Genomic DNA, 22094 nt, shown 5'->3' on the forward strand with positions numbered 1-22094 from the left:
CGACCCGATTCGCGCTATCATCGGTGCGTAGCGGGGAGGGCGACCATGGCGCACACATTCGTGATCGAGCAGAACAAGGCCGGCGAATATGTCGCCAAGTTCAAATACAATGCCGAGCTGATCTGGTGGACCGAGGGCTATTCGAGCAAGGCCGGCGCGAGGAACGCGATCGAATCGGTGCTCAAGAATGGCCCCGGCGCGCCGATCGAAGACGCCTAACCGCGACGCCCCGCCAGCACCGCGGAATCGCTCGCCAGCCGGTCGGCGCGTTCGTTGTCGGGGTGGCCCGCATGGCCCTTGACCCAGGTCCATTCGATCCGGTGTGGCTTGGCGGCGGCGAGCAGCGCCTGCCACAGATCGGCATTCTTGACCGGCTGCTTCGCGGCGGTCTTCCAGCCGTTTTTCTGCCAGCCTTTGATCCACTTGGTCAGGCCGTCCATGACATAGCGGCTGTCGGTCGAGAGGGTCACGCGGCAGGGGCGCTTGAGCGCGTTGAGCCCCTCGATCGCCGCCATCAATTCCATGCGGTTGTTGGTCGTCGGATTTTCGCCGCCCGACAGCTCCTTCTCGGTCCCGCCCGAACGAATCAGCGCGCCCCAGCCTCCGGGGCCGGGGTTGCCCTTGCAGGCGCCGTCGGTCGCGATCTCGACCTTGGTCATCTCGGCGGGTGTCATTTCGGCGGCGGTCATTTCAGCGGCAGTGTCGGTCATGTAAACAGGTCGTCCGTGGCATAGGTTTGGTAGCGGCGCAGATAGGCCAGCGGATCCTTGCGTGTCACCAGCGCATCGGCCGGCGTGTTGAGCCAGTCCCACGCACGCGACAGGAAGAAGCGCAGGCAAGCGCCCTTGGCGAGCGTACCGAGCTGCGCGCGTTCGGCGCCAGACAGGCCGAACGTCGCATCATAGCCCTCGATCAGCGCATCGCCGACGGCACGGTCGATCGATCGACCTTCGGCGTCGAACGACCAGGCGGTGTGCAGGATCGTGACGTCGAACGCGCGGATGTCGGTGCAGGCGAAATAGAAGTCGATCAGCCCGCTGACCTGATCCCCCCGCATCAGCACATTGTCGGGAAACAGATCGGCATGGATCGTCGCGGTCGGCAAATCGCGCGGCCAGTCGCGCAGCACGGTGTCGAGCATCGCGCTTGCTTCGGCGTGGAGCCCAGGCGCGATCGTGTCGAGATCGGCCCCGCAGCGCTCGAGCAGCGGCTGCCATGTCGCCACCCCCATCGAATTCGCGCGAACGGCCTCGAAATCCGCGAGCGCGGCGTGCATTCGGCCCATCGCCTGCCCGGCGGCGAACGCCTGCGCCGGGGTCGGGTGCGTCACCGAAACGCCGGGCAGGAACTGGATCAGGCAGGCGGGCCGTCCTTCGAGCATCTGGATCGCGACGCCGTCGCGGTCCTTGATCGCGGGCGGCACCGGATTGCCACGCGCGGCGAGATGATCGAGCAGATCCATGAAATAGGGCAGGTCGCCACCCTCTACGCGCTTTTCGTAGAGCGTCAGGATGAAGCGGTCGGTGGTCGTGTCGACGAGATAGTTGGTGTTCTCGACCCCTTCGGCGATCCCTTTCGAAGAGACGAGCTCGCCGACGGCATAGCGTGCGAGGAAGGCGGCCAGCAGCTCGGCCGAGACGGGCGTGTAGACGGCCATCGCTCAGGCAGCGGCGTCGAGTTCGCGCGGCAGCTTGAAGACGATCGTCTCGCGCTTGGTCTCGACCTCCTGCTCGCTCACCGCGTAATGTTGCCCGAGCAGGTCGACAAGTTCGCGCACCAGCACTTCGGGTGCCGACGCGCCCGCGGTGACGCCGAGCGTCTTGACGCCGTCGAGAAAGGCGAAATCGAGCTCGGCGGCGCGCTGGATGAGCAGTGCCGGGGTGCCTTCGCGTTCGGCGACTTCGACCAGTCGGACCGAATTCGACGAATTGGGCGCGCCGATCACGAGCACCGCGTCGCACGCATGCGCGATCGCCTTGACCGCGCTCTGGCGATTCGAGGTGGCGTAACAAATATCCTCGCCGCGCGGCGCGAGCATCGCAGGGAACCGCCGCTGCAGCGTCGCAACCACTGCGGCCGTGTCGTCGATCGACAGCGTGGTCTGCGTCAGGAAAGCGAGGCGGTCGGGGTCGGCGGGGGCATAGGCCTCGGCATCGGCGACGGTTTCGATCAGCGACATCGATCCTTCGGGAACCTGCCCGAAGGTGCCGACCACCTCGGGATGTCCGGCATGGCCGATAAACACGATGTGCCGCCCCGCCTCGACGAGTCGCTCGGCCTGGCGATGGACGCGCGAGACGAGCGGGCAGGTCGCGTCGAGGAAGACGAGGCCGCGCTCGGTCGCCTTGTCGGGAACCGCCTTGGGCACGCCGTGTGCCGAAAAAACGACGGGAACGCCCTCGGGGACCTCGTCGAGCTCCTCGACGAACACCGCGCCCTTGCCGCGCAGCATGTCGACGACGAAGCGGTTGTGGACGATCTCGTGCCGCACATAGACCGGCGCGCCATATTTCTCGATCGTCAACTCGACGATCTGGATTGCGCGATCGACCCCGGCACAAAAGCCGCGCGGCGCCGCGATGATCAAATCGAGTCTGGGCTTGGAAGCGGTCACCATCAGGGCATGAGCCTACGCGATTGCTTGCGCGGGCGGAAGGCGGTTCCTATGGTGCGCGTGCCATCTGCGCCGAAAAACCTCCTCGGTCAGCGGATTCCTTTTGCATGAATAAGGTGCGTGCCCCCGTGACAGTCCGGAAATCGACCATCGCCGCTCCAGTGCTCCTGCTGTCGGCGTTTTCCCTGCTCGGCGGCTGCGCACATACCGGCGACTTTGACGAGAGCGGCGGGATCACCGCGGTCCGCAGCGCCTGCCCGAGCGTCGAGGTGCCCGCGCACACCGGCGACGTCACGCTGTTCGACTCCGCCACGAGCCGCGACTCGAGCGCGATCGACGTCACCGCGGTGCTCACCAACGTCCGCTCGACCTGCGACGATACCGGCGCCGACGTGCTGACCAACGTCACCTTCTCGGTCGAGGGGCGCCGTGTCCGCACCGAGGGGCCGCGCGACGTGACGCTGCCCTATTTCGTGACGGTCGTGCAGGGTGGCAACGCCGTCGTCGCCAAGCGCGTCGGGCGTGCGGTGCTCCATTTCGAGGCCGGCCAGGCGCGGGCGGTGGTGCAGGGTACCGGTACCGCGACGGTCTCGCGCGCCGCGGCGACGCTGCCCGACGACGTCCGCAAGAGGCTGACCGAGAAGCGCAAGGCCGGCGGCGACGATGCCGCGATCGATCCGCTGAGCCGCCCCGAAGTGCGCCAGGCCGTGCTGCGCGCGACCTTCGAGGCGCTGGTCGGTTTCCAGCTTACCGACGACCAGCTGAAATATAACGCGACGCGCTGATATGCCGCGTTGACTCGCTTGCTGCAGCGCGTCAAACCGAATTGGTCGATGGAGGGGAACCTTCATAGGCACGCGCGGGAGAGTGTCCGGGGATCCGCAAGGGTCAACCGGGCCGCCGAAGGAGCAACCGCCCCGGAATCTCTCAGGCAACCGGACCGCGCGGGCTAACGACACTCTGGAAAGCGCTTCCGCCGCGTTGGTGGAGCCACCGAAGGGGTAAGCCTGCAACACGCAGGTCAAAGCTCTCAGGTATCCGTGACAGAGGGGGCGGTGTGAGATTCGGCGCTGGTGCGTCGAGCTGCGCCGTAGTCCCAGCACGGAAGGCCTGACATGAGCGACACCGAGATTTCCGACGAGATCGCCCCGACCGAAGTTCCGACGCAGGTGCTGCCGCTCGACGGCTGGCACCGCGCGCAGGGCGGGCGGATGGTCGAGTTTGCCGGCTATCACATGCCCGTGCAGTATGAAGGCATCATGGCCGAGCATCTGTGGGTGCGCGAATCGGCCGGGCTGTTCGACGTCAGCCATATGGGGCAGCTCGTCTTCCGCGCCGAGGGCGGTGCCGACGTCGTCGCTGCGCTTGAGGCGCTGCTTCCGGCCGACATTGCCGGGCTGGGCGAGAATAAGCAGCGCTATTCGCTGCTGCTCGCGGAGAATGGCGGCATTCTCGACGATCTGATGGTCACGCATCTGCCGCGCGAGAGCCCGTTCGCGGCTGTCGAAGAGGCGGGCGTACCCGCCGAGCCCGCGGGCTGGTCGCCGCTCGACGCGTCGCCGACCGATCCCGACGCGCCGCTCTTCTACATGGTCGTCAACGGCGCGACCAAGATCGACGATATCGCGCATCTGCTCGAATTCCTGCCGGACGGCATCGCGATCAACCATCTCGAGGAGCAGGCATTGCTCGCGCTGCAAGGGCCCAAGGCGGTCGATGCGCTCGCGCGGCTGGTGCCCGGCGTCGAGCAGCTGGTCTTCATGACTGCGGACGCGTTCGACTGGAACGGCGTGCCGCTGTGGATCAGTCGTTCGGGCTATACCGGTGAGGACGGTTTCGAGATTTCGGTGCCCGGCGAGCATGTCGTCGCGCTCGCCGACGCGCTGACCGCCGAGCCCGAGGTCAAGCCGATCGGTCTGGGTGCGCGCGATTCGCTCCGGCTCGAGGCGGGGTTGCCGCTTTATGGGCACGATCTCGATCCCGAGACGACGCCGGTTCAGGCCGATCTCGGCTTCGCGCTGTCGAAGCGCCGCCGCGAGGCGGGCGACTTCATGGGTGCCGAACCGATCCTCGCCGAGCGCGCCGCCGGTGCGGCGACCAAGCGCGTCGGCCTGCTGATCGCCGGTCGCCAGCCGGTCCGTGAGGGCGCCACCGTCGTCGATGGCAGCGGCGCCGACATCGGCCGCGTCACCAGCGGCGGCTTCGCGCCGAGCGTCGGTGCGGCGATCGCGATGGCCTATGTTCCGGCCGAGTTCGCCACGCCGGGCACCATTGTTACTTTGTCGCAGCGCGGGAAGGTCCACACCGCGACCGTCACCGCAATGCCCTTCATTCCCCACCGCTACGTCCGTGCAGGAGGTCCAAAATGAGCCGCTATTTCACCGAAGACCATGAGTGGGTCGATGTCGATGGCGATGTCGGCACCGTCGGTATCTCCGAATATGCGCAGAGCCAGCTCGGCGACATCGTGTTCGTCGATGTCCCCGAAGAGGGAAAGGAGCTGACCAAGGGCGACGAAGCCGCAGTGGTCGAATCGGTCAAGGCGGCATCCGACGTCTATTCGCCGGTGTCGGGCACCGTGCTCGAGGGCAACCCCGCGCTCACCGAGACGCCAGGCCTCGTCAACGAGGAGCCCGAGGGCGACGGCTGGTTCTTCAAGCTGACGCTGTCCGATCCGGAAGAGCTGAGCGGCCTGATGGACGAGATCGCCTACGCGGCGTTCGTCGAGAAGCTCTGAGCCTTCTAACCCCCCTCCCGCTCGCGGGAGGGGCTGGGGGAGGGCCTATAACAAGACCCGCCGCCGACCCTTTCGACATTCCCTCCCCCAGCCCCTCCCGCAAGCCGGGAGGGGGGAGTATCCGAAATGCGCTACCTGCCCCTGACCCAAATCGATCGCGACGCGATGCTCGGCGTGATCGGCGTTGCGACGATCGACGATCTGTTCGTCGACGTGCCCGAAGCCGCCCGCCTCGACGGCCCGATCCATGGCCTGCCGATGCACGCGAGCGAGATGGCGGTCGAACGTCACATGACCGCGCTGTCGCGCAAGAACCTCACCGCGGGGGACGTGCCGTTCTTCCTCGGCTGCGGCGCATACAAGCATCATGTGCCAGCCTCGGTCGATCATCTGATCCAGCGCGGCGAGTTCCTCACCGCCTACACGCCGTACCAGCCCGAGATCGCGCAGGGCACGCTGCAGATGCTGTTCGAGTTCCAGACGCAGGTCGCGCGCCTGCTCGGCACCGATGTCGCCAACGCCTCGATGTACGACGGCTCGACCGCCTGCTGGGAGGCGATCGGCATGGCGCGGCGCATCACCAAGCGCGGCAAGGCGATCCTGTCGTCGGGGCTCCACCCGCATTACGTCTCGGTCGCGAGGACGATGGCGAAGTTCACCGGCGACGCGCTCGAGACTTCGGCGCCGACGCTCGGACCGGACACCGATGTCGAGACGCTGATCGCGGCGATCGACAAGGATACGTCCTGCGTCGTGGTGCAATATCCTGATATTCTCGGCCGCATCGCCGATCTGCAGCCGCTTGCCGATGCGTGCCATGCCAACAAGGCGCTGCTGATCGCCGTCGTGACCGAGCCGGTCGCTTTGGGTGCGATCAAGGCGCCGGGCGAGATGGACGCCGATATCGTGGTGGGCGAGGGGCAGTCGCTCGGCGTCGGGCTGCAGTTCGGCGGCCCTTACGTTGGCCTGTTCGGCTGCAAGGAAAAGTACGTCCGCCAGATGCCGGGCCGACTGTGCGGCGAGACGCTCGATGCAGACGGCCGCCGCGGCTTTGTGCTGACGCTCAGCACGCGCGAGCAGCATATCCGCCGCGAGAAGGCGACGTCGAACATCTGCACTAACAGCGGGCTGTGTGCGCTGGCCTTCTCGATCCACATGACCTTGCTCGGCGAGGCTGGCCTGCGTCAGCTTGCGGCGATCAACCATGCGGGTGCGGTGGCGGCGGCCGAGCGGCTGTCGCAGGTGCCGGGTGTCGAGCTGGTGACGACGCGCTTCTTCAACGAATTCACGCTCAAGCTGCCGGTCGAGGCGCGCCCGATCGTACGCACGCTCGCCGATCGCGGGATCCTCGCGGGGGTTTCGCTCGGGCGGCTCTATCCGGGCGAGGATGCGCTGGCGAACGGCCTTGTCGTCGCCGTGACCGAGACGACGACCGCGGAGGACGTCGAAACGCTTGCCGCCGCGCTTCAGGAGGTACTGGCATGAGCATCAACGCAAGCGGATGGCGCCCCGAAGCGCCGATCTCGGGCGGGAAGGCTAGCCCGACGACCACTGGCAACAAGGCGCTGATACTCGAAGAAGCGCTGATCTTCGAGATCGGTGACACGACGACCACCGGCGTCGACCTTGTCGAGCCCGTCGCCGCAACTTCGCGGCTGGGCGACCTCGCCCGCACTGCGCCGATCGGCCTTCCGGGCCTGTCCGAGCCCGAGACCGTCCGCCACTATACCCGCCTGTCGCGCCAGAATTACGGGATCGACCTCGGCTTCTTCCCGCTCGGCTCGTGCACGATGAAGCACAATCCGCGGCTCAACGAGAAGATGGCGCGGCTTCCCGGTTTCGCCGACATCCATCCGCTTGCACCGGTGCAGACCGTCCAGGGCGCGCTCGAGGTGATCCAGCAGCTCGCGCATTGGCTGGTGACGCTCACTGGCATGGACTCGGTCGCGATGAGCCCGAAGGCCGGCGCACACGGCGAGCTGTGCGGCGTGCTCGCGATCCGCGCGGCGCTCGAAGCGCGCGGCGAGGGACACCGGAAAATCATCCTCGTCCCCGAAAGCGCGCACGGCACCAACCCGGCGACCGCGGCGTTCGCCGGCTATAGCGTCGAGGATATCCCCGCGACCGCCGACGGCCGCGTCGACACCGAGAAGCTGATCGCGCGACTCGGGCCCGACGTCGCGGGCGTGATGATCACCAACCCCAACACCTGCGGCCTGTTCGAGCGCGACATGCGCGTGATCTCGGACGCGGTGCATGCGGCGGGCGGGCTCGTCTATTGCGACGGCGCGAACTTCAACGCGATCGTCGGGCGCGTGCGGCCGGGTGATCTCGGCATCGACGCGATGCACATCAACCTCCACAAGACCTTCTCGACGCCGCATGGCGGCGGCGGGCCGGGTTCGGGGCCGGTGGTGTTCTCGAAGGCGCTCAGCCCCTTCGCACCGCTGCCGTTCGTCGAGAAGACCGACGACGGCTTCCACCTCGTCGAGGAGGAAACCGCGGGCGAGCATCATGCCGCCGCGTTCGGCCGGATGGTCGCGTTCCACGGGCAGATGGGCATGTTCACGCGCGCGCTGACCTACATCCTCAGCCACGGCGCCGATGGGCTGCGGCAGGTATCGGAGGATGCCGTGCTCAACGCCAACTACATCCTGCGCAGCCTCGACAAGACGCTCGAGGCGCCGTTCGGTGGCGCGGGGCCGTGCATGCACGAGGCGTTGTTCTCGGACAACGGACTTGCCGACGGCTTCTCGACGATCGACGTCGCCAAGGGGCTGATCGACGAGGGCTTCCACCCGATGACGATGTACTTCCCGCTCGTCGTTCACGGCGCGATGCTGATCGAGCCAACCGAGACCGAATCGAAGGCTGCACTCGACCAGTTTATCGTGGCCCTGCGCTCGGTCGCCGAGCGGGCCAAGGCGGGTGACGTCAGTCTCAAGTCTGCACCGCATTTCGCACCGCGCAGCCGGCTTGACGAAACGCTGGCCGCACGCAAGCCGATACTGGTATGGAAGGACCCGGAACTCGCGCAAGCCGCGGAATAAGGGGGAAATATGCAGGTGCATCAGGTTCAGGCCGGATGGCAGCAATATGCCATCCTGGCCGTGGTCTTCGTCATCGTCTTTGCGATCCGCGGACGGAGCCTGATGCGCGTGCGACCGCTCAAGGTCGAGCAATTGTGGATCGTGCCCGCGGTCTATGCACTGGTCGTCGCTTATCTGTTCGTGCGCTTCCCGCCGACGCCTCTCGGCTGGGGCGTCGCGCTGCTCGGTTTGGTGATCGGCGGGGCGATCGGCTGGCAGCGCGGCAAGACGATGCGGATCCATATCGACCCCGCGACCGGGCTGCTGATGCAGAAGGGCTCGATCTGGGCGCTGGCGATTATCGTCGTGCTGATTGCGGTCAAGACGATCGCGCAGGCCGAGGGGCAGGCGCTGCACTTCGACGTCAATCTGCTGCTCGATGGCTTGGCGGCGCTGTCGCTCGGCATCTTCGCGGTGCAGCGGCTCGAAATGTATCTGCGCGCGAAGCGTCTGCTCGAAGGCGTACCCGCGTGACCGAGCCGTGGATCCCGGCCGAGGCAGGCGTCGAGGCGCGGCGGCCATGCGCCCGCGACGCTGCGCAACCGCATGGCGATCGCGGACACGCTGCGCGGCGTGTTGCCCTTGTCGGGAACGGTGCTCGAGATCGCCAGCGGATCGGGCGAGCATGCCGCCTATTTCGCGGGCGAATTTCCGGCGCTCGACTGGCAGCCGAGCGATCCGGACCCGGCCGCGCGCGTGTCGATCGCGGCGTGGTGCGAGGGTATCGACAATGTCCTGCCGCCACTCGAGATCGATGCCGCGGCCGCTACCTGGCCCGTCGATCGCGCCGATGCGGTGCTGTGCATCAACATGGTGCATATCAGCCCGTGGGAGGCGACGCTCGGGCTCATGGCTGGCGCGGCACGGCTGCTTCCAGCGGGAGCGCCGCTGATCCTCTACGGCCCGTTCCTGCAATACGATGTGCCGACAGCACAGAGTAATCTGGAGTTCGATGAGTCGCTTCGCGCGCGCGATCCGCGCTGGGGGATCCGCTCGGTCGATGCGGTGCGGGAAGCGGCGGTAGGGTTCGTGCTGGAGGCGACGATCGCGATGCCGGCGAACAATCTGCTGCTGGTGTTTCGCCGCACGGCGTAGCGCGCGCCCGGGGGTGACGCCGCCGCTTCTCCGCGCTATCCGCGCCAGCATGATCAAGCATGCACTCCCCGTCACCCGCGAGGCCGATTTCTCCGCCTGGTACCAGTCCGTCATCGCGGAGGCCGATCTCGCCGAGGAATCGGGCGTACGCGGGTGCATGGTCATCCGGCCGTGGGGCTATGGCATCTGGGAGCGCATCCAGCGCCTGCTCGATGATCGGATCAAGGCGACCGGCCACGAGAATTGCTATTTCCCGCTGTTCATTCCGCTCTCCTATTTCGAGAAGGAGGCGGATCACGTCGAGGGCTTCGCCAAGGAGATGGCGGTCGTCACGCATCACCGGCTGGTGAGCGACGGCAAGGGCGGACTTATGCCCGATCCGACCGCGAAGCTCGAGGAGCCGCTCGTCGTGCGCCCGACCTCGGAGACGGTGATCGGCGCGGCGTTCGCGCGCTGGGTGCAGTCGTGGCGCGATCTGCCGGTGCTGATCAACCAATGGGCCAATGTCGTCCGCTGGGAAATGCGCACGCGGATGTTCCTGCGCACCAGCGAGTTCCTCTGGCAGGAGGGGCACACCGCCCACGCCACGGCCGAGGAGGCGCGCGAAGAGACGCTCAAGATGCTCGAAGTCTATCGGTCGTTTGCCGAGGATTGTCTCGCCCTGCCGGTGGTGGCGGGCGAGAAGCCCGAGAACGAGCGTTTTCCCGGTGCGGTCTCGACCTACAGCATCGAGGCCATGATGCAGGACGGCAAGGCGCTCCAGGCGGGTACTTCGCACTTCCTCGGCACCAACTTCGCGCAGGCGCAGGACATCAAGTTCCAAAATTCGGAAGGCGTGTTCGAGCTTGCCAACACGACGAGCTGGGGTGTGTCGACGCGGATGATCGGCGGCGTGATCATGGTCCATGGCGACGACGACGGCCTGCGCGTGCCGCCGCGGATCGCACCGTGGCAGGTGGTGATCGTGCCGATGCTGCGCGATGGGCCCGAGGACGCTGCGGTCGTCGATTATTGCAAGGCGCTGCAGGCCGACCTGGCGCAGCAATCGGCATTGGGCGAGCCAGTGCGGGCGTTGCTCGACCTAAAGTTCGGCAAGGCTGCCACCAAGCGCTGGGGCTGGGTCAAGAAGGGCGCGCCGATCGTGATCGAAGTCGGCGGACGTGATGTCGCCGGCGGCAACGTCTCGGTGATCCGCCGCGACCGGCTGTACCGCGCCGATGGCAAGCTCGACAGCGCGGTTGTCGCGCAGGGTGATTTCGTCGCTGCCGTCTCGGCGACGCTTGAGGAGATCCAGGGATCGCTCCACAGCGAGGCGCGTGCGCGGCTCGAGGCGAGCATTGTTCCGGGTGCCGATTTCGCAGCGCTCGAAACGCATTTCGCCGAGGGCGTGAAGAACCCCGGCTGGCTCGAAGTGCAATGGTCGAAGCCGAGCGGCGAAGCGCTCGAGGGTGTCGTGGAGCGGCTCAAGAAACTCAAGCTCACCATCCGCAACGCACCAATGGCGCAGGCGGTAGTCGATGGGCCGTGCGTGTTCACCGGCGAGCCCGCGGTCGAGCGCGTGCTGATCGGGCGGTCATACTGAGGCTGCTTCGCGCGGCTCAGCCATGAACAGCGCTTCCCCGGCGAAGGCCGGGGCCCAGTCGTGATGGACAATGGGATCACGCGCAACGCGAGCCTCTGACCGCGCGCGATTGGGCCCGGCCTTCGCCGGGGAAGCGACCGCTCTACGGCGAGTCGCGTCAGCCCTTGTCGAACGCGGCTCCGACATGCGCCTCGCCGCGGGCTTCGGCGAGCTTGACCTGACGATGGCGCTCGGCGTCAGCGGTGCGCTTGGTGGCATCGATCGTGTCCGCGCAGGCGGGGCAGGCGACGCCTTCCTCGTACAGCGGCGAAGCGCGTTCCTCGCGGCTGACCGGCATCCGGCAGCCGCGACACAGTTCGTGCGTGCCCGGCGCCAGCCCGTGCCGGACCGCGACGCGCTCGTCGAAGACGAAGCATTCGCCCTGCCAGCGGCTCTCGGCCTCGGGTACTTCCTCGAGATATTTCAGGATGCCGCCGTCGAGGTGATAAACCTCGTCGAGCCCCTCGGCCTTGAGGAAGGCGGTGGACTTCTCGCAGCGGATGCCGCCGGTGCAGAACATTGCGATCTTCTTGCCTTCGAGCTCGGCGCGGTGCGCGCGGGCCCAGGCGGGGAAGTCACTGAAGCGCGCCGTCTCGGGGTCGATCGCGCCGGCAAAGGTGCCGACCTTCACTTCATACGCGTTGCGCGTGTCGATCACGATCGTGTCGGGCGACTCGATCAGCGCGTTCCACTCGGCGGGTTTGACATAGGTGCCGACGCCGCCGAGCGGATCGATCGCGGGTTCGCCCATCGTCACGATCTCGCGCCTGAGGCGGACCTTGAGGCGGTGGAACGGCATCGTGTCCGCATGGCTGTATTTGGGGGTGAGCGCGGCACAGTCGGGCAGGGTGCGAATGTGGGCGACGACCGTGGCGATACCGGCTTCAGGGGCGGCGATCGTGCCGTTGATGCCTTCCTGCGCCAGCAGTAGCGTGCCGCGCACGCCGTTCGCGGTGCAGAGATCGAGCAGCGGCTGGCGGAGCGCTGCCGGGTCGGGGAAGCGGGCGAAGCGGTAGAGCGCGGCGACGGTGATGGGGGAGGGGGCTGTCATGACTTCGCCCCTGTAGATGGTTTGCAGCTGCGGTAAAATACACCGGCCGTCACCCCGGCCTTGTGCCGGGGGCCACCTCTCCACAACCGCTGTCGCGGACGCTGCACGGTGGACCCCGGCACAAGGCCGGGGTGACGTGGTGAGGTGTGGCGGGCGGCGCGCTGACGCCGCCCGCCCCCGAGTTAAGCCGCCTTCAGCGACTCCATGTCGATGACGAAGCGATACTTCACATCGCTCTTCACCATCCGGTCATAGGCGGTGTCGATGTTCTGAATGTCGATCATCTCGATATCCGCGGTCAGGCCGTGCTTCACGCAGAAATCGAGCATTTCCTGCGTCTCCTGGATCCCGCCGATCAGCGAGCCCGCGATCGAGCGCCGCTTGAACACCATCGCGCCGACGCTCGGCGAGGGATGCGGCGTCTCGGGAACGCCGACCAGCGTCATCGTGCCGTCGCGCTTGAGCAGGTTGAGGAACGGGTCGAGATCGTGGCTCGCCGCGACGGTGTTGAGGATGAAGTCGAAGCTGTTGGCGTGTTCGGCCATCGCGGCTTCGTCCTTCGACACGATCAGGTCGGTCGCGCCGAGCCGCTTGGCGTCCTCACGCTTGTTCGGCGACGTGCTGAAGACATAGACGTCGGCGCCCATCGCCTTGGCGATCTTGACGCCCATATGGCCGAGCCCGCCCAGGCCGACTATACCGACCTTCTGGCCCGGACCGACGTTCCAGTGATGCAGCGGCGAATAGGTGGTGATGCCCGCGCACAGCAGGGGGGCGACCGCGGCGAGATCGGCCTCGTCATGCCCGACCTTGAGCACGAAATCCTGCTTCACGACGATATGGTCGGAATAGCCGCCGAAGGTGTAGCCGCCCGAGCGCGTATCGGGTGCGTCATAGGTGCCGACGAAACCGGTGGTCTCGCAATACTGCTCCTCGCCGTCGGTGCACGACGGGCAATGGCCGCAGCTGTCGACCATGCAGCCGACGCCGGCGAGATCGCCGACCGCGAACTTGGTGACGTCGCTGCCGACCGCCGAAACGCGGCCGACGATTTCATGGCCGGGGACGCACGGATAATTGGTCGGGCCCCACTCACCGCGCGCGGTGTGGAGATCGGAATGGCAGACCCCGCAGAACAGGATGTCGATCGCGACGTCGTCGGCGAGCAGATCGCGGCGCTCGAACGAGAAAGGCGCGAAGGGCGCGTCGGCGGAAGGCGCCGCGAAGGCGTTGGCGGTGGTTGTCATTTGGGGGGTACCTCGGCTTTGGAGACAGAATGTCGAGGCACCCCAGATCGGGTTGTGTACCGCCCGTTACAAGGCGTCTTGCTGCACTGCGGCAGAAAAGAGCGCGGCCCAATGCTCGGCAAAACGCGCCTGCGCGGCGTCGGAGAGGTGCAGGCTGAGCTTGCTGCGGCGCTTGAGCACATCGTCCGGCGTGCGCGCCCATTCGCGGTCGTGGAGCCAGCGCGCCTCGACTTCGGTGAGGCCGCCGCCGAGGTCGGGGCCGAGATCGTCGGCGCTCTTCACATCGCGCAGCATCTCGGCCAGCATCGAGCCATAGGCGTGCGCCATCCGCTCTGCGCGCGCATCCCCGAGGAACGGCCAGGTCGCGCGGATGCTGGCGAGAAAAGTCTCGAAGTCGGCGATCGCGCCGCCGGGGAAGATGCGCGCGCGGCTCACGGGGTGGGCGGTGAAGCCGATCGGCGTCGCGAGCTTCTCCATCGCCTCCTCGGCGAGATGGCGCGCCGTGGTAATCTTGCCGCCGAAGATCGACAGCAGGGGCGGGCCGTTGGTGTCGAGCTCGAGCACGTAATCGCGCGTCACCGCCTTCGCCTCGCTCGCGCCATCGTCGTAGAGCGGGCGCACGCCCGACCAGGTCGAGGTGACGTCGGCGGGGGAGATCTGCTGCGTGAAGTGCAGATTCACCGCATCGCAGAGATAGGCGATCTCGGCATCGTCGATCTTCGCGTCCTCGGGCGCGTCGACCGGGATGTCGGTCGTGCCGATCTCGGTGAAGTCGCCCTGATAGGGGATCGCGAAGACGATGCGGCGGTCGGGCTGCTGGAGGATGTAGGAATGCGTCCCCTCGAACAGCTTGGGGACGACGATATGGCTGCCCTTGACGAGTCGCACGCCCGAGGCGGCGTTGACGCCGAGCTTGCCGAGCATCTGGTGGACCCACGGGCCCGCCGCGTTGACCATCGCGCGGGCGCTCACCGTGCTGCCGTCGGAAAGCGCGGCCTGCCACAGGCCATCCTCGCGCCGCGCCGACCCGACTGCGGTACCGACTCGCACATCGGCGCCATTGGCTGCGGCATCGATCGCGTTGAGGACGGTCAGCCGCGCGTCGTCGACGAACGCGTCCGAATAGACGAAGCCCGACGCCGCGCCCTTCAGCGGCGCGCGATAGGCGGTGTCGGTCTTCCGCAGGCCGCGCGAGCGCGCGAGCGTCATCTTGCCGCCGAGGAAATCGTAGAGATACAGCCCGAGCCGCACCATCCACCACGGCCGCACCGCATTGGTCTGCGGCAGGACGAATCGCATCGGGTGAATGATGTGCGGCGCCGCCTTTACCAGCCGCTCGCGCTCGCGCAGCGCCTCGGCGACGAGTTTGAACTCGTAATATTCGAGATAGCGCAGGCCACCATGGATCAGCTTGGTCGAGGCCGATGAGGTATGCGCCGCCAGATCGTCGCGCTCGACCAGCAGGACGGTGAGCCCGAGCAGCGATGCCTCGCGCGCGATCGCGCAGCCGTTGATCCCGCCGCCGATGATGAGCAGGTCATAGGGTTTAATTGTCATGAACTGGCCTTACCAGCTAGGGGGAGGCATCGGAAGCACCGAAGATTGGTAGAGCGCGCGGTTGACCCAAACCGAGTCGCATTGTATGCGCACCCCCGCTCGACCGGAGTTTTGCTCCGGGACGGTGCTTGAACATTGCTGGATGCATTCCAGGGCCCGGTGGCCGTTTCGCTGCCAACGGCCCTTTTTGTATTCCCCGAATTGTTCTGGGGGGGCGTCAAGGCTCCAGCAAAGTAACCAACAGTCAAGGTGAAGAGATTCAATGCCGACAATCAACCAGCTGGTCCGCAAGGGCCGCGATCCGCAGAAGGCCAAGTCCAAGGTCCCTGCAATGGAGCAGAACCCGCAGAAGCGCGGCGTTTGCACCCGCGTCTACACGACGACCCCGAAGAAGCCGAACTCGGCTCTGCGCAAGGTGGCCAAGGTTCGCCTGACCAACCAGCGCGAAGTCATCAGCTACATCCCGGGCGAGGGTCACAACCTGCAGGAGCACTCGGTCGTGCTGATCCGCGGCGGTCGCGTTCGCGATCTTCCCGGCGTGCGCTACCATGTCCTGCGCGGTGTCCTCGATACACAGGGTGTCAAGGATCGTCGCCAGTCGCGTTCCAAGTACGGCGCCAAGCGTCCGAAGTAAGCCGGTCGGCTCGATAGCCGATCCTCGTATGGCTGAAGTTTAGAAGGAAGAATTTAAATGGCACGTCGTCGTCGCCCAGAAAAGCGTATCATCCTCCCCGATCCTAAGTACGGTGATGAGGTCCTCTCGAAGTTCATGAATTCGGTTATGCTCGACGGTAAGAAGTCGGTTGCAGAACTGATCGTGTACGGCGCGATGGAAACCGTCGAAGCCCGTGCGAAGAAGGATCCTGTCGCGGTGTTCCATGACGCGCTCACCAACGTGAAGCCCGGCATCGAAGTCCGCAGCCGCCGTGTCGGTGGTGCGACCTACCAGGTCCCGGTCGAAGTGCGCCCCGAGCGCGCCCAGGCTCTGGCGATTCGCTGGTTGATCTCGGCTGCCCGTGCGCGCAGCGAGAACACCATGTCGGCCCGCCTTTCGGGCGAGCTGATGGACGCCGCCAACAACCGCGGCAACGCGGTCAAGAAGCGCGAAGACACGCACCGCATGGCCGAGGCCAACCGCGCGTTCTCGCACTACCGCTGGTAAGCTAGCGCTCGCTGCAATCGTAACCTATATAGTGGGGAGCTGGACCATCCGGCTCCCCACATCGCTAAGGAAGCACTGACATGGCCCGCAGCCATCCGCTCGAACGCTATCGCAACATCGGCATCATGGCGCACATCGACGCCGGCAAGACGACGACGACCGAGCGTATCCTCTATTACACCGGCAAGTCCTACAAGATCGGCGAAGTGCATGAAGGCACCGCGACGATGGATTGGATGGAGCAGGAGCAGGAGCGCGGGATCACGATCACGTCGGCTGCGACGACCTGCAAGTGGCGCGCCAGCGAAGGCAAGGGCGAAGAGCACCTGATCAACATCATCGACACCCCCGGGCACGTCGACTTCACGATCGAAGTCGAGCGTTCGCTCCGCGTGCTCGATGGCGCGGTTGCGTGCTTCGACGGCGTTGCCGGCGTCGAGCCGCAGTCCGAAACCGTGTGGCGTCAGGCTGAAAAGTACAAAGTGCCGCGGATGTGCTTCGTCAACAAGCTCGACCGTACCGGTGCCGATTTCTATTTCTGCGTCCAGTCGATCATCGATCGCCTCGGTGCGCGTCCGGCCGTGCTGTATCTCCCGATCGGCATGGAAGGCGGCTTCAAGGGCCTCGTCGACCTCGTCGAGAACCGTGCGATCATCTGGCTCGAAGAGAGCCTCGGCGCGAAGTTCGAATATGCCGAGATCCCCGAGGATCTCGCCGAGAAGGCAGCGAAGTATCGCAGCGACCTGATCGAAATGGCCGTCGAGCAGGACGACGCACTGATGGAAGCGTATCTCGAGGGCAACGAGCCTTCGACTGCCGACCTGAAGAAGCTGATCCGCAAGGGCACGCTCAATTTCTCGTTCGTGCCGGTCGTCTGCGGTTCGGCGTTCAAGAACAAGGGCGTTCAGCCGTTGCTCGACGCCGTCGTCGACTATCTGCCGTCGCCGCTCGACGTTCCGGCCATCCAGGGCCTCAAGCTCGACGGCACGACCGTCGACGAGCGTCCTTCGTCGGACGAAGCGCCGTTCTCGGCGCTCGCGTTCAAGATCATGAACGATCCGTTCGTGGGTACGCTGACCTTCGCGCGCATCTACTCGGGCAAGCTCGAGACTGCGTCGCAGGTCACGAACTCGGTCAAGGACAAGAAGGAAAAGGTCGGTCGCATGCTGCTGATGCATGCGAACGAGCGCGAGGACATCCAGGTGGCCTATGCAGGCGACATCGTTGCTCTGGCGGGCCTCAAGGACACCACGACCGGCGACACGCTCTGCGCGATGAACGCTCCGATCATCCTCGAGCGGATGGAATTCCCCGAGCCCGTGATCGAGCTCTCGGTCGAGCCCAAGACCAAGGCCGACCAGGAGAAGATGGGCGTCGCGCTCAATCGTCTCGCACGCGAAGATCCGTCGTTCCGCGTTTCGTCGGACGCCGAGTCGGGCCAGACCATCATCAAGGGCATGGGCGAGCTCCATCTCGAGATCCTGGTCGACCGCATGAAGCGCGAGTTCAAGGTCGAGGCCAATGTCGGCGCGCCGCAGGTGGCGTACCGTGAGTATCTCGGCAAGCCGGTCGACGTCGACTACACGCACAAGAAGCAGTCGGGTGGTACCGGCCAGTTCGGGCGCGTGAAGGTCAAGGTCACGCCGGGCGAGCGCGGTTCGGGCATCGTCTTCAAGGACGAGATCAAGGGCGGTAACATTCCGAAGGAATATATCCCGGCGATCGAAAAGGGCTTCCGCGAGACGGCGGCTACCGGTTCGCTGGTCGGCTTCCCGATCATCGATTTCGAGATCCTCGTCTATGACGGCGCCTACCATGACGTCGACTCGTCGGCGCTGGCGTTCGAAATCTGTGCCCGTGGCGCGATGCGTGAAGTCGCGCAGAAGGCCGGCATCAAGCTGCTCGAGCCGATCATGAAGGTCGAAGTCGTGACCCCGGAAGATTATCTGGGCGACGTCATCGGCGACATGAACAGCCGTCGTGGCCAGATCCAGGGCACTGATACGCGCGGCAACGCGCAGTCGGTGGACGCGATGGTCCCGCTGGCGAACATGTTCGGCTATGTGAACGCGCTGCGCTCGTTCACCCAGGGCCGCGCGAACTACTCGATGCAGTTCTCGCATTACGAAGAAGTCCCGGCGAACGTCGCGGACGAGGTCAAGGCAAAGCTGGCGTAATTGCAAGCCCTGGCGCCCGGTTGGGCGCTAGGGCTAGCGTATCCCGAAATAGGTCGCTATGGGCCCGCGTTCGCGTGGAGCTCTGAAGGCCGCGAGCGAATCAATAAGGTAGGAAATCATGGCGAAAGCAAAGTTCGAGCGGAACAAGCCGCATCTCAACATCGGCACGATCGGCCATGTCGATCATGGCAAGACGTCGCTCACGGCTGCGATCACCAAGGTGCTCGCCGAGACCGGTGGCGCCACCTTCACCAGCTATGCCAACATCGACAAGGCTCCCGAAGAGCGCGAGCGCGGCATCACCATCTCGACCGCACACGTCGAGTATGAGACGCTTGCCCGTCACTACGCGCACGTCGATTGCCCGGGCCACGCCGATTATGTGAAGAACATGATCACCGGCGCAGCACAGATGGACGGCGCGATCCTCGTCGTTTCGGCGACCGACGGCCCGATGCCGCAGACCCGCGAGCACATCCTGCTCGCACGCCAGGTCGGCGTGCCGACGATGGTCGTGTTCATGAACAAGGTCGATCTCGTCGACGACGAGGAAATCCTCGAGCTCGTCGAGATGGAAATCCGCGAGCTTCTCTCGAAGTACGATTTCGACGGCGACAACATCCCCGTCATCCGCGGTTCGGCTGTTGCAGCGCTCAACGACACCACGCCTGAGATCGGCCATGACGCCGTCCTCAAGCTTATGGAAGCTGTCGACACGTACCTGCCGCAGCCCGAGCGTCCGCTCGACAAGCCGTTCATGATGCCGATCGAGGACGTCTTCTCGATCTCGGGTCGTGGTACGGTTGTCACTGGCCGCGTCGAGACCGGCATCGTCAAGGTTGGCGAGGAAGTCGAGATCGTCGGCATCAACGACACGCGCAAGACCACGGTCACGGGCGTCGAAATGTTCCGCAAGCTGCTCGACTCGGGCCAGGCTGGCGACAACATCGGCGCGCTGATCCGCGGCGTTGGTCGTGAAGAAGTAGAGCGTGGCCAGGTTCTCTGCAAGCCCGGCTCGATCAAGCCGCACACGGCGTTCTCGTCGGAAGTCTACGTGCTGTCGAAGGACGAGGGTGGCCGTCACACGCCGTTCTTCGCCAACTACCGCCCGCAGTTCTACTTCCGCACGACCGACGTCACCGGCACCGTCGAGCTGCCTGAGGGCACCGAAATGGTCATGCCTGGCGACAACATCGCGCTCGGCGTCAAGCTGATCGCACCGATCGCCATGGACGTCGGCCAGCGCTTCACGATCCGCGAAGGCGGCCGTACCGTTGGTTCGGGCATCGTCTCGGGCATTTCGGCCTAAATTTTCTAGCAATAGAAAAAAGTGCAGCCCGCGCCTCGATGAGAGGCGCGGGCTGTTGCTTTTTATGGAAGGGCCCTGTAGTGGCCCGCCTCCAGTTTTGGTTTTAATCAGTAGAGGCGGCCATTCAGCCGTCATCCCCGGCGCGAGATGCCGGGATGACGAGTGGGTGAGTTGCCCCGCTCTTTCGCATCGGTAGGGACTATGGACAGCAATATCCGCATTCGTCTGAAGGCATTCGATCATCGCGTGCTCGACCAGGCTACCGGCGACATCGCCGACACTGCCCGCCGCACCGGCGCGCTCATCCGTGGCCCCATTCCGCTGCCGACGCGCATCGAGAAGTTCACGGTCAACCGCGGCCCGCACATCGACAAGAAGTCGCGCGAGCAGTTCGAGGTCCGTACCTACAAGCGCATGCTCGACATCGTTCAGCCGACCCCGCAGACGGTCGATGCGCTGATGAAGCTCGACCTCGCCGCAGGCGTTGACGTCGAGATCAAGCTCGCGTAATAGCGCGCCTCCACGAGATTCGGTGAAGCCTTCGGGCGGCACCAGATAGACGGGATACCGCCGGACCCCCTTATTAAAGGTGTGGTCCGGGTCTGCGTCCCCCGACACGCTCCACCGCCGACGCGGGGAGCACCAGCCCGGGTCGGGGCCGCAGTATAAAATGAGTTTGGGCTGAGTACGCACCCTTCGGAATGGTCCGAGGGGTGCCTCTGCATTGTATGGAGCATTGATCATGCGCACTGGCGTGATCGCGAAAAAGATGGGGATGACCCGCTGGTTCCAGGACGACGGGCGCCATGTGCCCGTGACCGTTCTGGCACTGGAAAATCTTCAAGTTGTGGCCGTTCGCGAGGCCGATCGAGATGGGTATGTTGCAGTCCAGCTGGGCGCAGGTACCGCAAAAGCAAAGAATGTCGCCAAGCCGCAGCGCGGCCACTTCGGCAAGGCCGAAGTCGAGCCCAAGGCGAAGCTGGCGGAATTCCGCGTGAGCGATGATGCCGTGCTCGAAGTCGGCGCGACCATCTCTGCCGATCATTATGTTTCCGGCCAGATCGTCGATATCCAGGGCGTGACCCAGGGTAAGGGCTTTCAGGGCGGCATGAAGCGTTGGGGCTTCGGCGGTCTGCGCGCGACCCACGGCGTTTCGGTCTCGCACCGTTCGCTCGGTTCGACCGGTCAGCGCCAGGATCCGGGCAAGGTCTTCAAGAACAAGAAGATGGCCGGTCACATGGGCGACAAGAACCGCACCCAGCAGAACCTCGAAATCGTCTCGACCGACGTCGAGCGTGGCCTCATCTTCGTCAAGGGTTCGGTCCCTGGCTCGAAGGGCGGCTGGTTGCTGGTCAAGGATTCGGTCAAGGTCGCGCGTCACGCCGATGCGCCGTACCCCGCCGGCCTCCGCCAGGTTGCCAACACCAACGACACCGCTCCCGCCGAGACGCCTGCTGACGTCGCGACCGTGGACGCGACCGACGGCCAGGAGGGCTGATCATGAAGGTTACATCTCAGTCTTTCGACGGCGCAGCCGGCACGGAATTCGAGCTCAACGACGAGGTCTTCGGTCTCGATCCGCGCGCCGACATCCTGCACCGCGTCGTCACCTGGCAGCTCGAGAAGCGCCGTGCGACCGCAAGCGGCACGCGTGAGCGTTCCGACGTTGCACGTACCGGCAAGAAGTTCGGTCGCCAGAAGGGCGGCGGTACGGCACGTCACGGCGATCGCCGTGCTCCGATCTTCGTCGGTGGTGGTAAGGCGCACGGTCAGCGGACCCGCGACTTCAACCCTGGCCTGAACAAGAAGATCCGCGCACTCGGTCTCAAGATGGCGCTGTCGACGCATGCACAGGCCGGTACGCTGGTCGTCATGGACAGCCTTGGCGTTGCCGAGAACAAGACCAAGACGCTGATCGCGGATTGGGCCAAGCTCGGCACCGGCAAGACCGCGCTCGTCATCGACGGCGACATGGTCGACACCAGCTTCGCACTGGCTGCGGGCAACCTGCACACGATCAACGTGATGCCGGCCGCCGGCGCCAACGTCTATGACATCCTGAAGCACGACACGCTGGTCCTGACCCGCGCTGCCGTCGAAATGCTGGAGGCGCGCTTCAATGGCTAAGCCAAAAACCGGGATCGACGCACGTCATTACGACGTGATCGTTGCTCCGCACATCACCGAAAAGGCCACGTTGCTCTCCGAGCACAATGCGGTCGTGTTCAAGGTCACCAACGACGCCACCAAGCCGCAGATCAAGGCTGCTGTGGAAGCGCTGTTCGACGTGACCGTTCTGGGGGTCAACACGATCGTCCAGAAGGGCAAGACCAAGAAGTGGAAGGGTGCGCCCTACACGCGGTCCGACATCAAGAAGGCGATCGTGACGTTGAAGGACGGCCAGTCCATCGACGTGACGACGGGGATCTGATCCG

At 65.4% G+C, this 22094-nt stretch carries 23 protein-coding genes and 1 riboswitch; of the genes, 17 read left to right on the forward strand and 6 right to left on the reverse strand.

Annotated features, from left to right (window positions below; translation table 11 throughout):
• The first annotated feature begins 45 nt into the window (after positions 1-45).
• Complete coding sequence (locus tag ACVWYO_RS15080) at positions 46-219, forward strand: YegP family protein (RefSeq protein ID WP_457352151.1); 174 nt, start codon at positions 46-48, stop codon at positions 217-219.
• Here ACVWYO_RS15080 and rnhA read toward each other — a convergent pair.
• Genes rnhA through ispH form a run of 3 tightly spaced genes read right to left on the reverse strand, consistent with a single transcriptional unit; the run spans position 216 to position 2617 of the window.
• Positions 216-710 carry a ribonuclease HI gene (gene rnhA, locus ACVWYO_RS15085; RefSeq protein WP_457352153.1) on the reverse strand — a complete coding sequence of 165 codons (495 nt, stop codon included), beginning with the start codon at positions 708-710 and terminating at the stop codon, positions 216-218. The two genes, ACVWYO_RS15080 and rnhA, sit on opposite strands and share 4 nt — an antisense overlap.
• A complete protein-coding gene (gene thrB / locus ACVWYO_RS15090) occupies positions 707-1657 on the reverse strand; it encodes a homoserine kinase (RefSeq protein WP_457352155.1) in 951 nt (316 codons plus the stop codon). Before thrB ends, rnhA begins: the two co-directional genes overlap by 4 nt.
• A gap of 3 nt (positions 1658-1660) precedes the next feature.
• Positions 1661-2617, reverse strand: a complete 957-nt coding sequence (gene ispH / locus ACVWYO_RS15095; protein ID WP_457352157.1) for a 4-hydroxy-3-methylbut-2-enyl diphosphate reductase — start codon at positions 2615-2617, stop codon at positions 1661-1663.
• Between the two features lie 104 nt (positions 2618-2721).
• Between ispH and ACVWYO_RS15100 the strand changes: the two genes are divergently transcribed.
• The 8 genes from ACVWYO_RS15100 (at position 2722) to proS (ending at position 11117) form a co-directional block, all read left to right on the forward strand.
• Positions 2722-3399: a hypothetical protein gene (locus ACVWYO_RS15100; RefSeq protein WP_457352159.1), complete on the forward strand. Its 678-nt coding sequence runs from the start codon at positions 2722-2724 to the stop codon at positions 3397-3399.
• A 65-nt stretch (positions 3400-3464) separates the two neighbouring features.
• A riboswitch (glycine riboswitch) is annotated at positions 3465-3567 on the forward strand.
• 162 nt (positions 3568-3729) lie between these two features.
• Entirely contained in the window at positions 3730-4983 is a 1254-nt protein-coding gene (gcvT, locus tag ACVWYO_RS15105; protein ID WP_457352161.1) for a glycine cleavage system aminomethyltransferase GcvT, read from the forward strand.
• Positions 4980-5351 (forward strand): glycine cleavage system protein GcvH, encoded by a 372-nt coding sequence (gene gcvH, locus ACVWYO_RS15110; RefSeq protein ID WP_457352163.1) that lies wholly within the window; start codon positions 4980-4982, stop codon positions 5349-5351. The genes gcvT and gcvH overlap by 4 nt, the downstream gene beginning before the upstream one ends.
• Before the next feature lie 126 nt (positions 5352-5477).
• Positions 5478-6836, forward strand: a complete 1359-nt coding sequence (gcvPA, locus tag ACVWYO_RS15115; RefSeq protein WP_457352165.1) for an aminomethyl-transferring glycine dehydrogenase subunit GcvPA — start codon at positions 5478-5480, stop codon at positions 6834-6836.
• Positions 6833-8401, forward strand: coding sequence for an aminomethyl-transferring glycine dehydrogenase subunit GcvPB (gene gcvPB / locus ACVWYO_RS15120; protein ID WP_457352167.1), 1569 nt, complete (start codon positions 6833-6835; stop codon positions 8399-8401). Before gcvPA ends, gcvPB begins: the two co-directional genes overlap by 4 nt.
• Before the next feature lie 9 nt (positions 8402-8410).
• Complete coding sequence (locus ACVWYO_RS15125; RefSeq protein WP_457352169.1) at positions 8411-8914, forward strand: DUF1453 domain-containing protein; 504 nt, start codon at positions 8411-8413, stop codon at positions 8912-8914.
• 72 nt (positions 8915-8986) lie between these two features.
• Positions 8987-9535, forward strand: coding sequence for a DUF938 domain-containing protein (locus ACVWYO_RS15130; protein ID WP_457352171.1), 549 nt, complete (start codon positions 8987-8989; stop codon positions 9533-9535).
• Between the two features lie 49 nt (positions 9536-9584).
• Complete coding sequence (gene proS, locus ACVWYO_RS15135) at positions 9585-11117, forward strand: proline--tRNA ligase (RefSeq protein ID WP_457352173.1); 1533 nt, start codon at positions 9585-9587, stop codon at positions 11115-11117.
• Between the two features lie 157 nt (positions 11118-11274).
• Here the strand turns inward: proS and trhO are convergent, their stop codons facing one another.
• From trhO to glpD, 3 genes are all read right to left on the reverse strand, one after another.
• On the reverse strand, positions 11275-12207 hold the full coding sequence (gene trhO / locus ACVWYO_RS15140; RefSeq protein WP_457352175.1) for an oxygen-dependent tRNA uridine(34) hydroxylase TrhO: 933 nt from the start codon (positions 12205-12207) through the stop codon (positions 11275-11277).
• A 182-nt stretch (positions 12208-12389) separates the two neighbouring features.
• Complete coding sequence (locus tag ACVWYO_RS15145; RefSeq protein WP_457352177.1) at positions 12390-13454, reverse strand: NAD(P)-dependent alcohol dehydrogenase; 1065 nt, start codon at positions 13452-13454, stop codon at positions 12390-12392.
• 66 nt (positions 13455-13520) lie between these two features.
• Positions 13521-15011 carry a glycerol-3-phosphate dehydrogenase gene (glpD, locus tag ACVWYO_RS15150; protein ID WP_457352179.1) on the reverse strand — a complete coding sequence of 497 codons (1491 nt, stop codon included), beginning with the start codon at positions 15009-15011 and terminating at the stop codon, positions 13521-13523.
• 262 nt (positions 15012-15273) lie between these two features.
• Between glpD and rpsL the strand changes: the two genes are divergently transcribed.
• The 8 genes from rpsL to ACVWYO_RS15190 all read left to right on the forward strand — a co-directional run bounded on the left by rpsL (position 15274) and on the right by ACVWYO_RS15190 (position 22090).
• Positions 15274-15645 carry a 30S ribosomal protein S12 gene (gene rpsL, locus ACVWYO_RS15155; protein ID WP_019516007.1) on the forward strand — a complete coding sequence of 124 codons (372 nt, stop codon included), beginning with the start codon at positions 15274-15276 and terminating at the stop codon, positions 15643-15645.
• A gap of 57 nt (positions 15646-15702) precedes the next feature.
• Positions 15703-16173 (forward strand): 30S ribosomal protein S7, encoded by a 471-nt coding sequence (rpsG, locus tag ACVWYO_RS15160; protein ID WP_133189639.1) that lies wholly within the window; start codon positions 15703-15705, stop codon positions 16171-16173.
• 80 nt (positions 16174-16253) lie between these two features.
• Entirely contained in the window at positions 16254-18350 is a 2097-nt protein-coding gene (gene fusA / locus ACVWYO_RS15165) for an elongation factor G (RefSeq protein ID WP_189675332.1), read from the forward strand.
• Positions 18351-18468: 118 nt separating this feature from the next.
• Positions 18469-19659 carry an elongation factor Tu gene (gene tuf / locus ACVWYO_RS15170; RefSeq protein WP_010185493.1) on the forward strand — a complete coding sequence of 397 codons (1191 nt, stop codon included), beginning with the start codon at positions 18469-18471 and terminating at the stop codon, positions 19657-19659.
• A gap of 201 nt (positions 19660-19860) precedes the next feature.
• Complete coding sequence (rpsJ, locus tag ACVWYO_RS15175; protein ID WP_007406109.1) at positions 19861-20169, forward strand: 30S ribosomal protein S10; 309 nt, start codon at positions 19861-19863, stop codon at positions 20167-20169.
• A gap of 232 nt (positions 20170-20401) precedes the next feature.
• Positions 20402-21157, forward strand: a complete 756-nt coding sequence (gene rplC, locus ACVWYO_RS15180; protein ID WP_010185494.1) for a 50S ribosomal protein L3 — start codon at positions 20402-20404, stop codon at positions 21155-21157.
• 2 nt (positions 21158-21159) lie between these two features.
• Positions 21160-21786 (forward strand): 50S ribosomal protein L4, encoded by a 627-nt coding sequence (gene rplD, locus ACVWYO_RS15185; RefSeq protein WP_457352183.1) that lies wholly within the window; start codon positions 21160-21162, stop codon positions 21784-21786.
• The gene (locus ACVWYO_RS15190) at positions 21779-22090 is read left to right on the forward strand and encodes a 50S ribosomal protein L23 (protein WP_010185496.1); all 312 of its coding nucleotides are present in this window, start codon (positions 21779-21781) and stop codon (positions 22088-22090) included. Before rplD ends, ACVWYO_RS15190 begins: the two co-directional genes overlap by 8 nt.
• The last annotated feature ends 4 nt before the right edge of the window (positions 22091-22094 follow it).

Source organism: Sphingomonas sp. UYP23, from assembly GCF_054059235.1.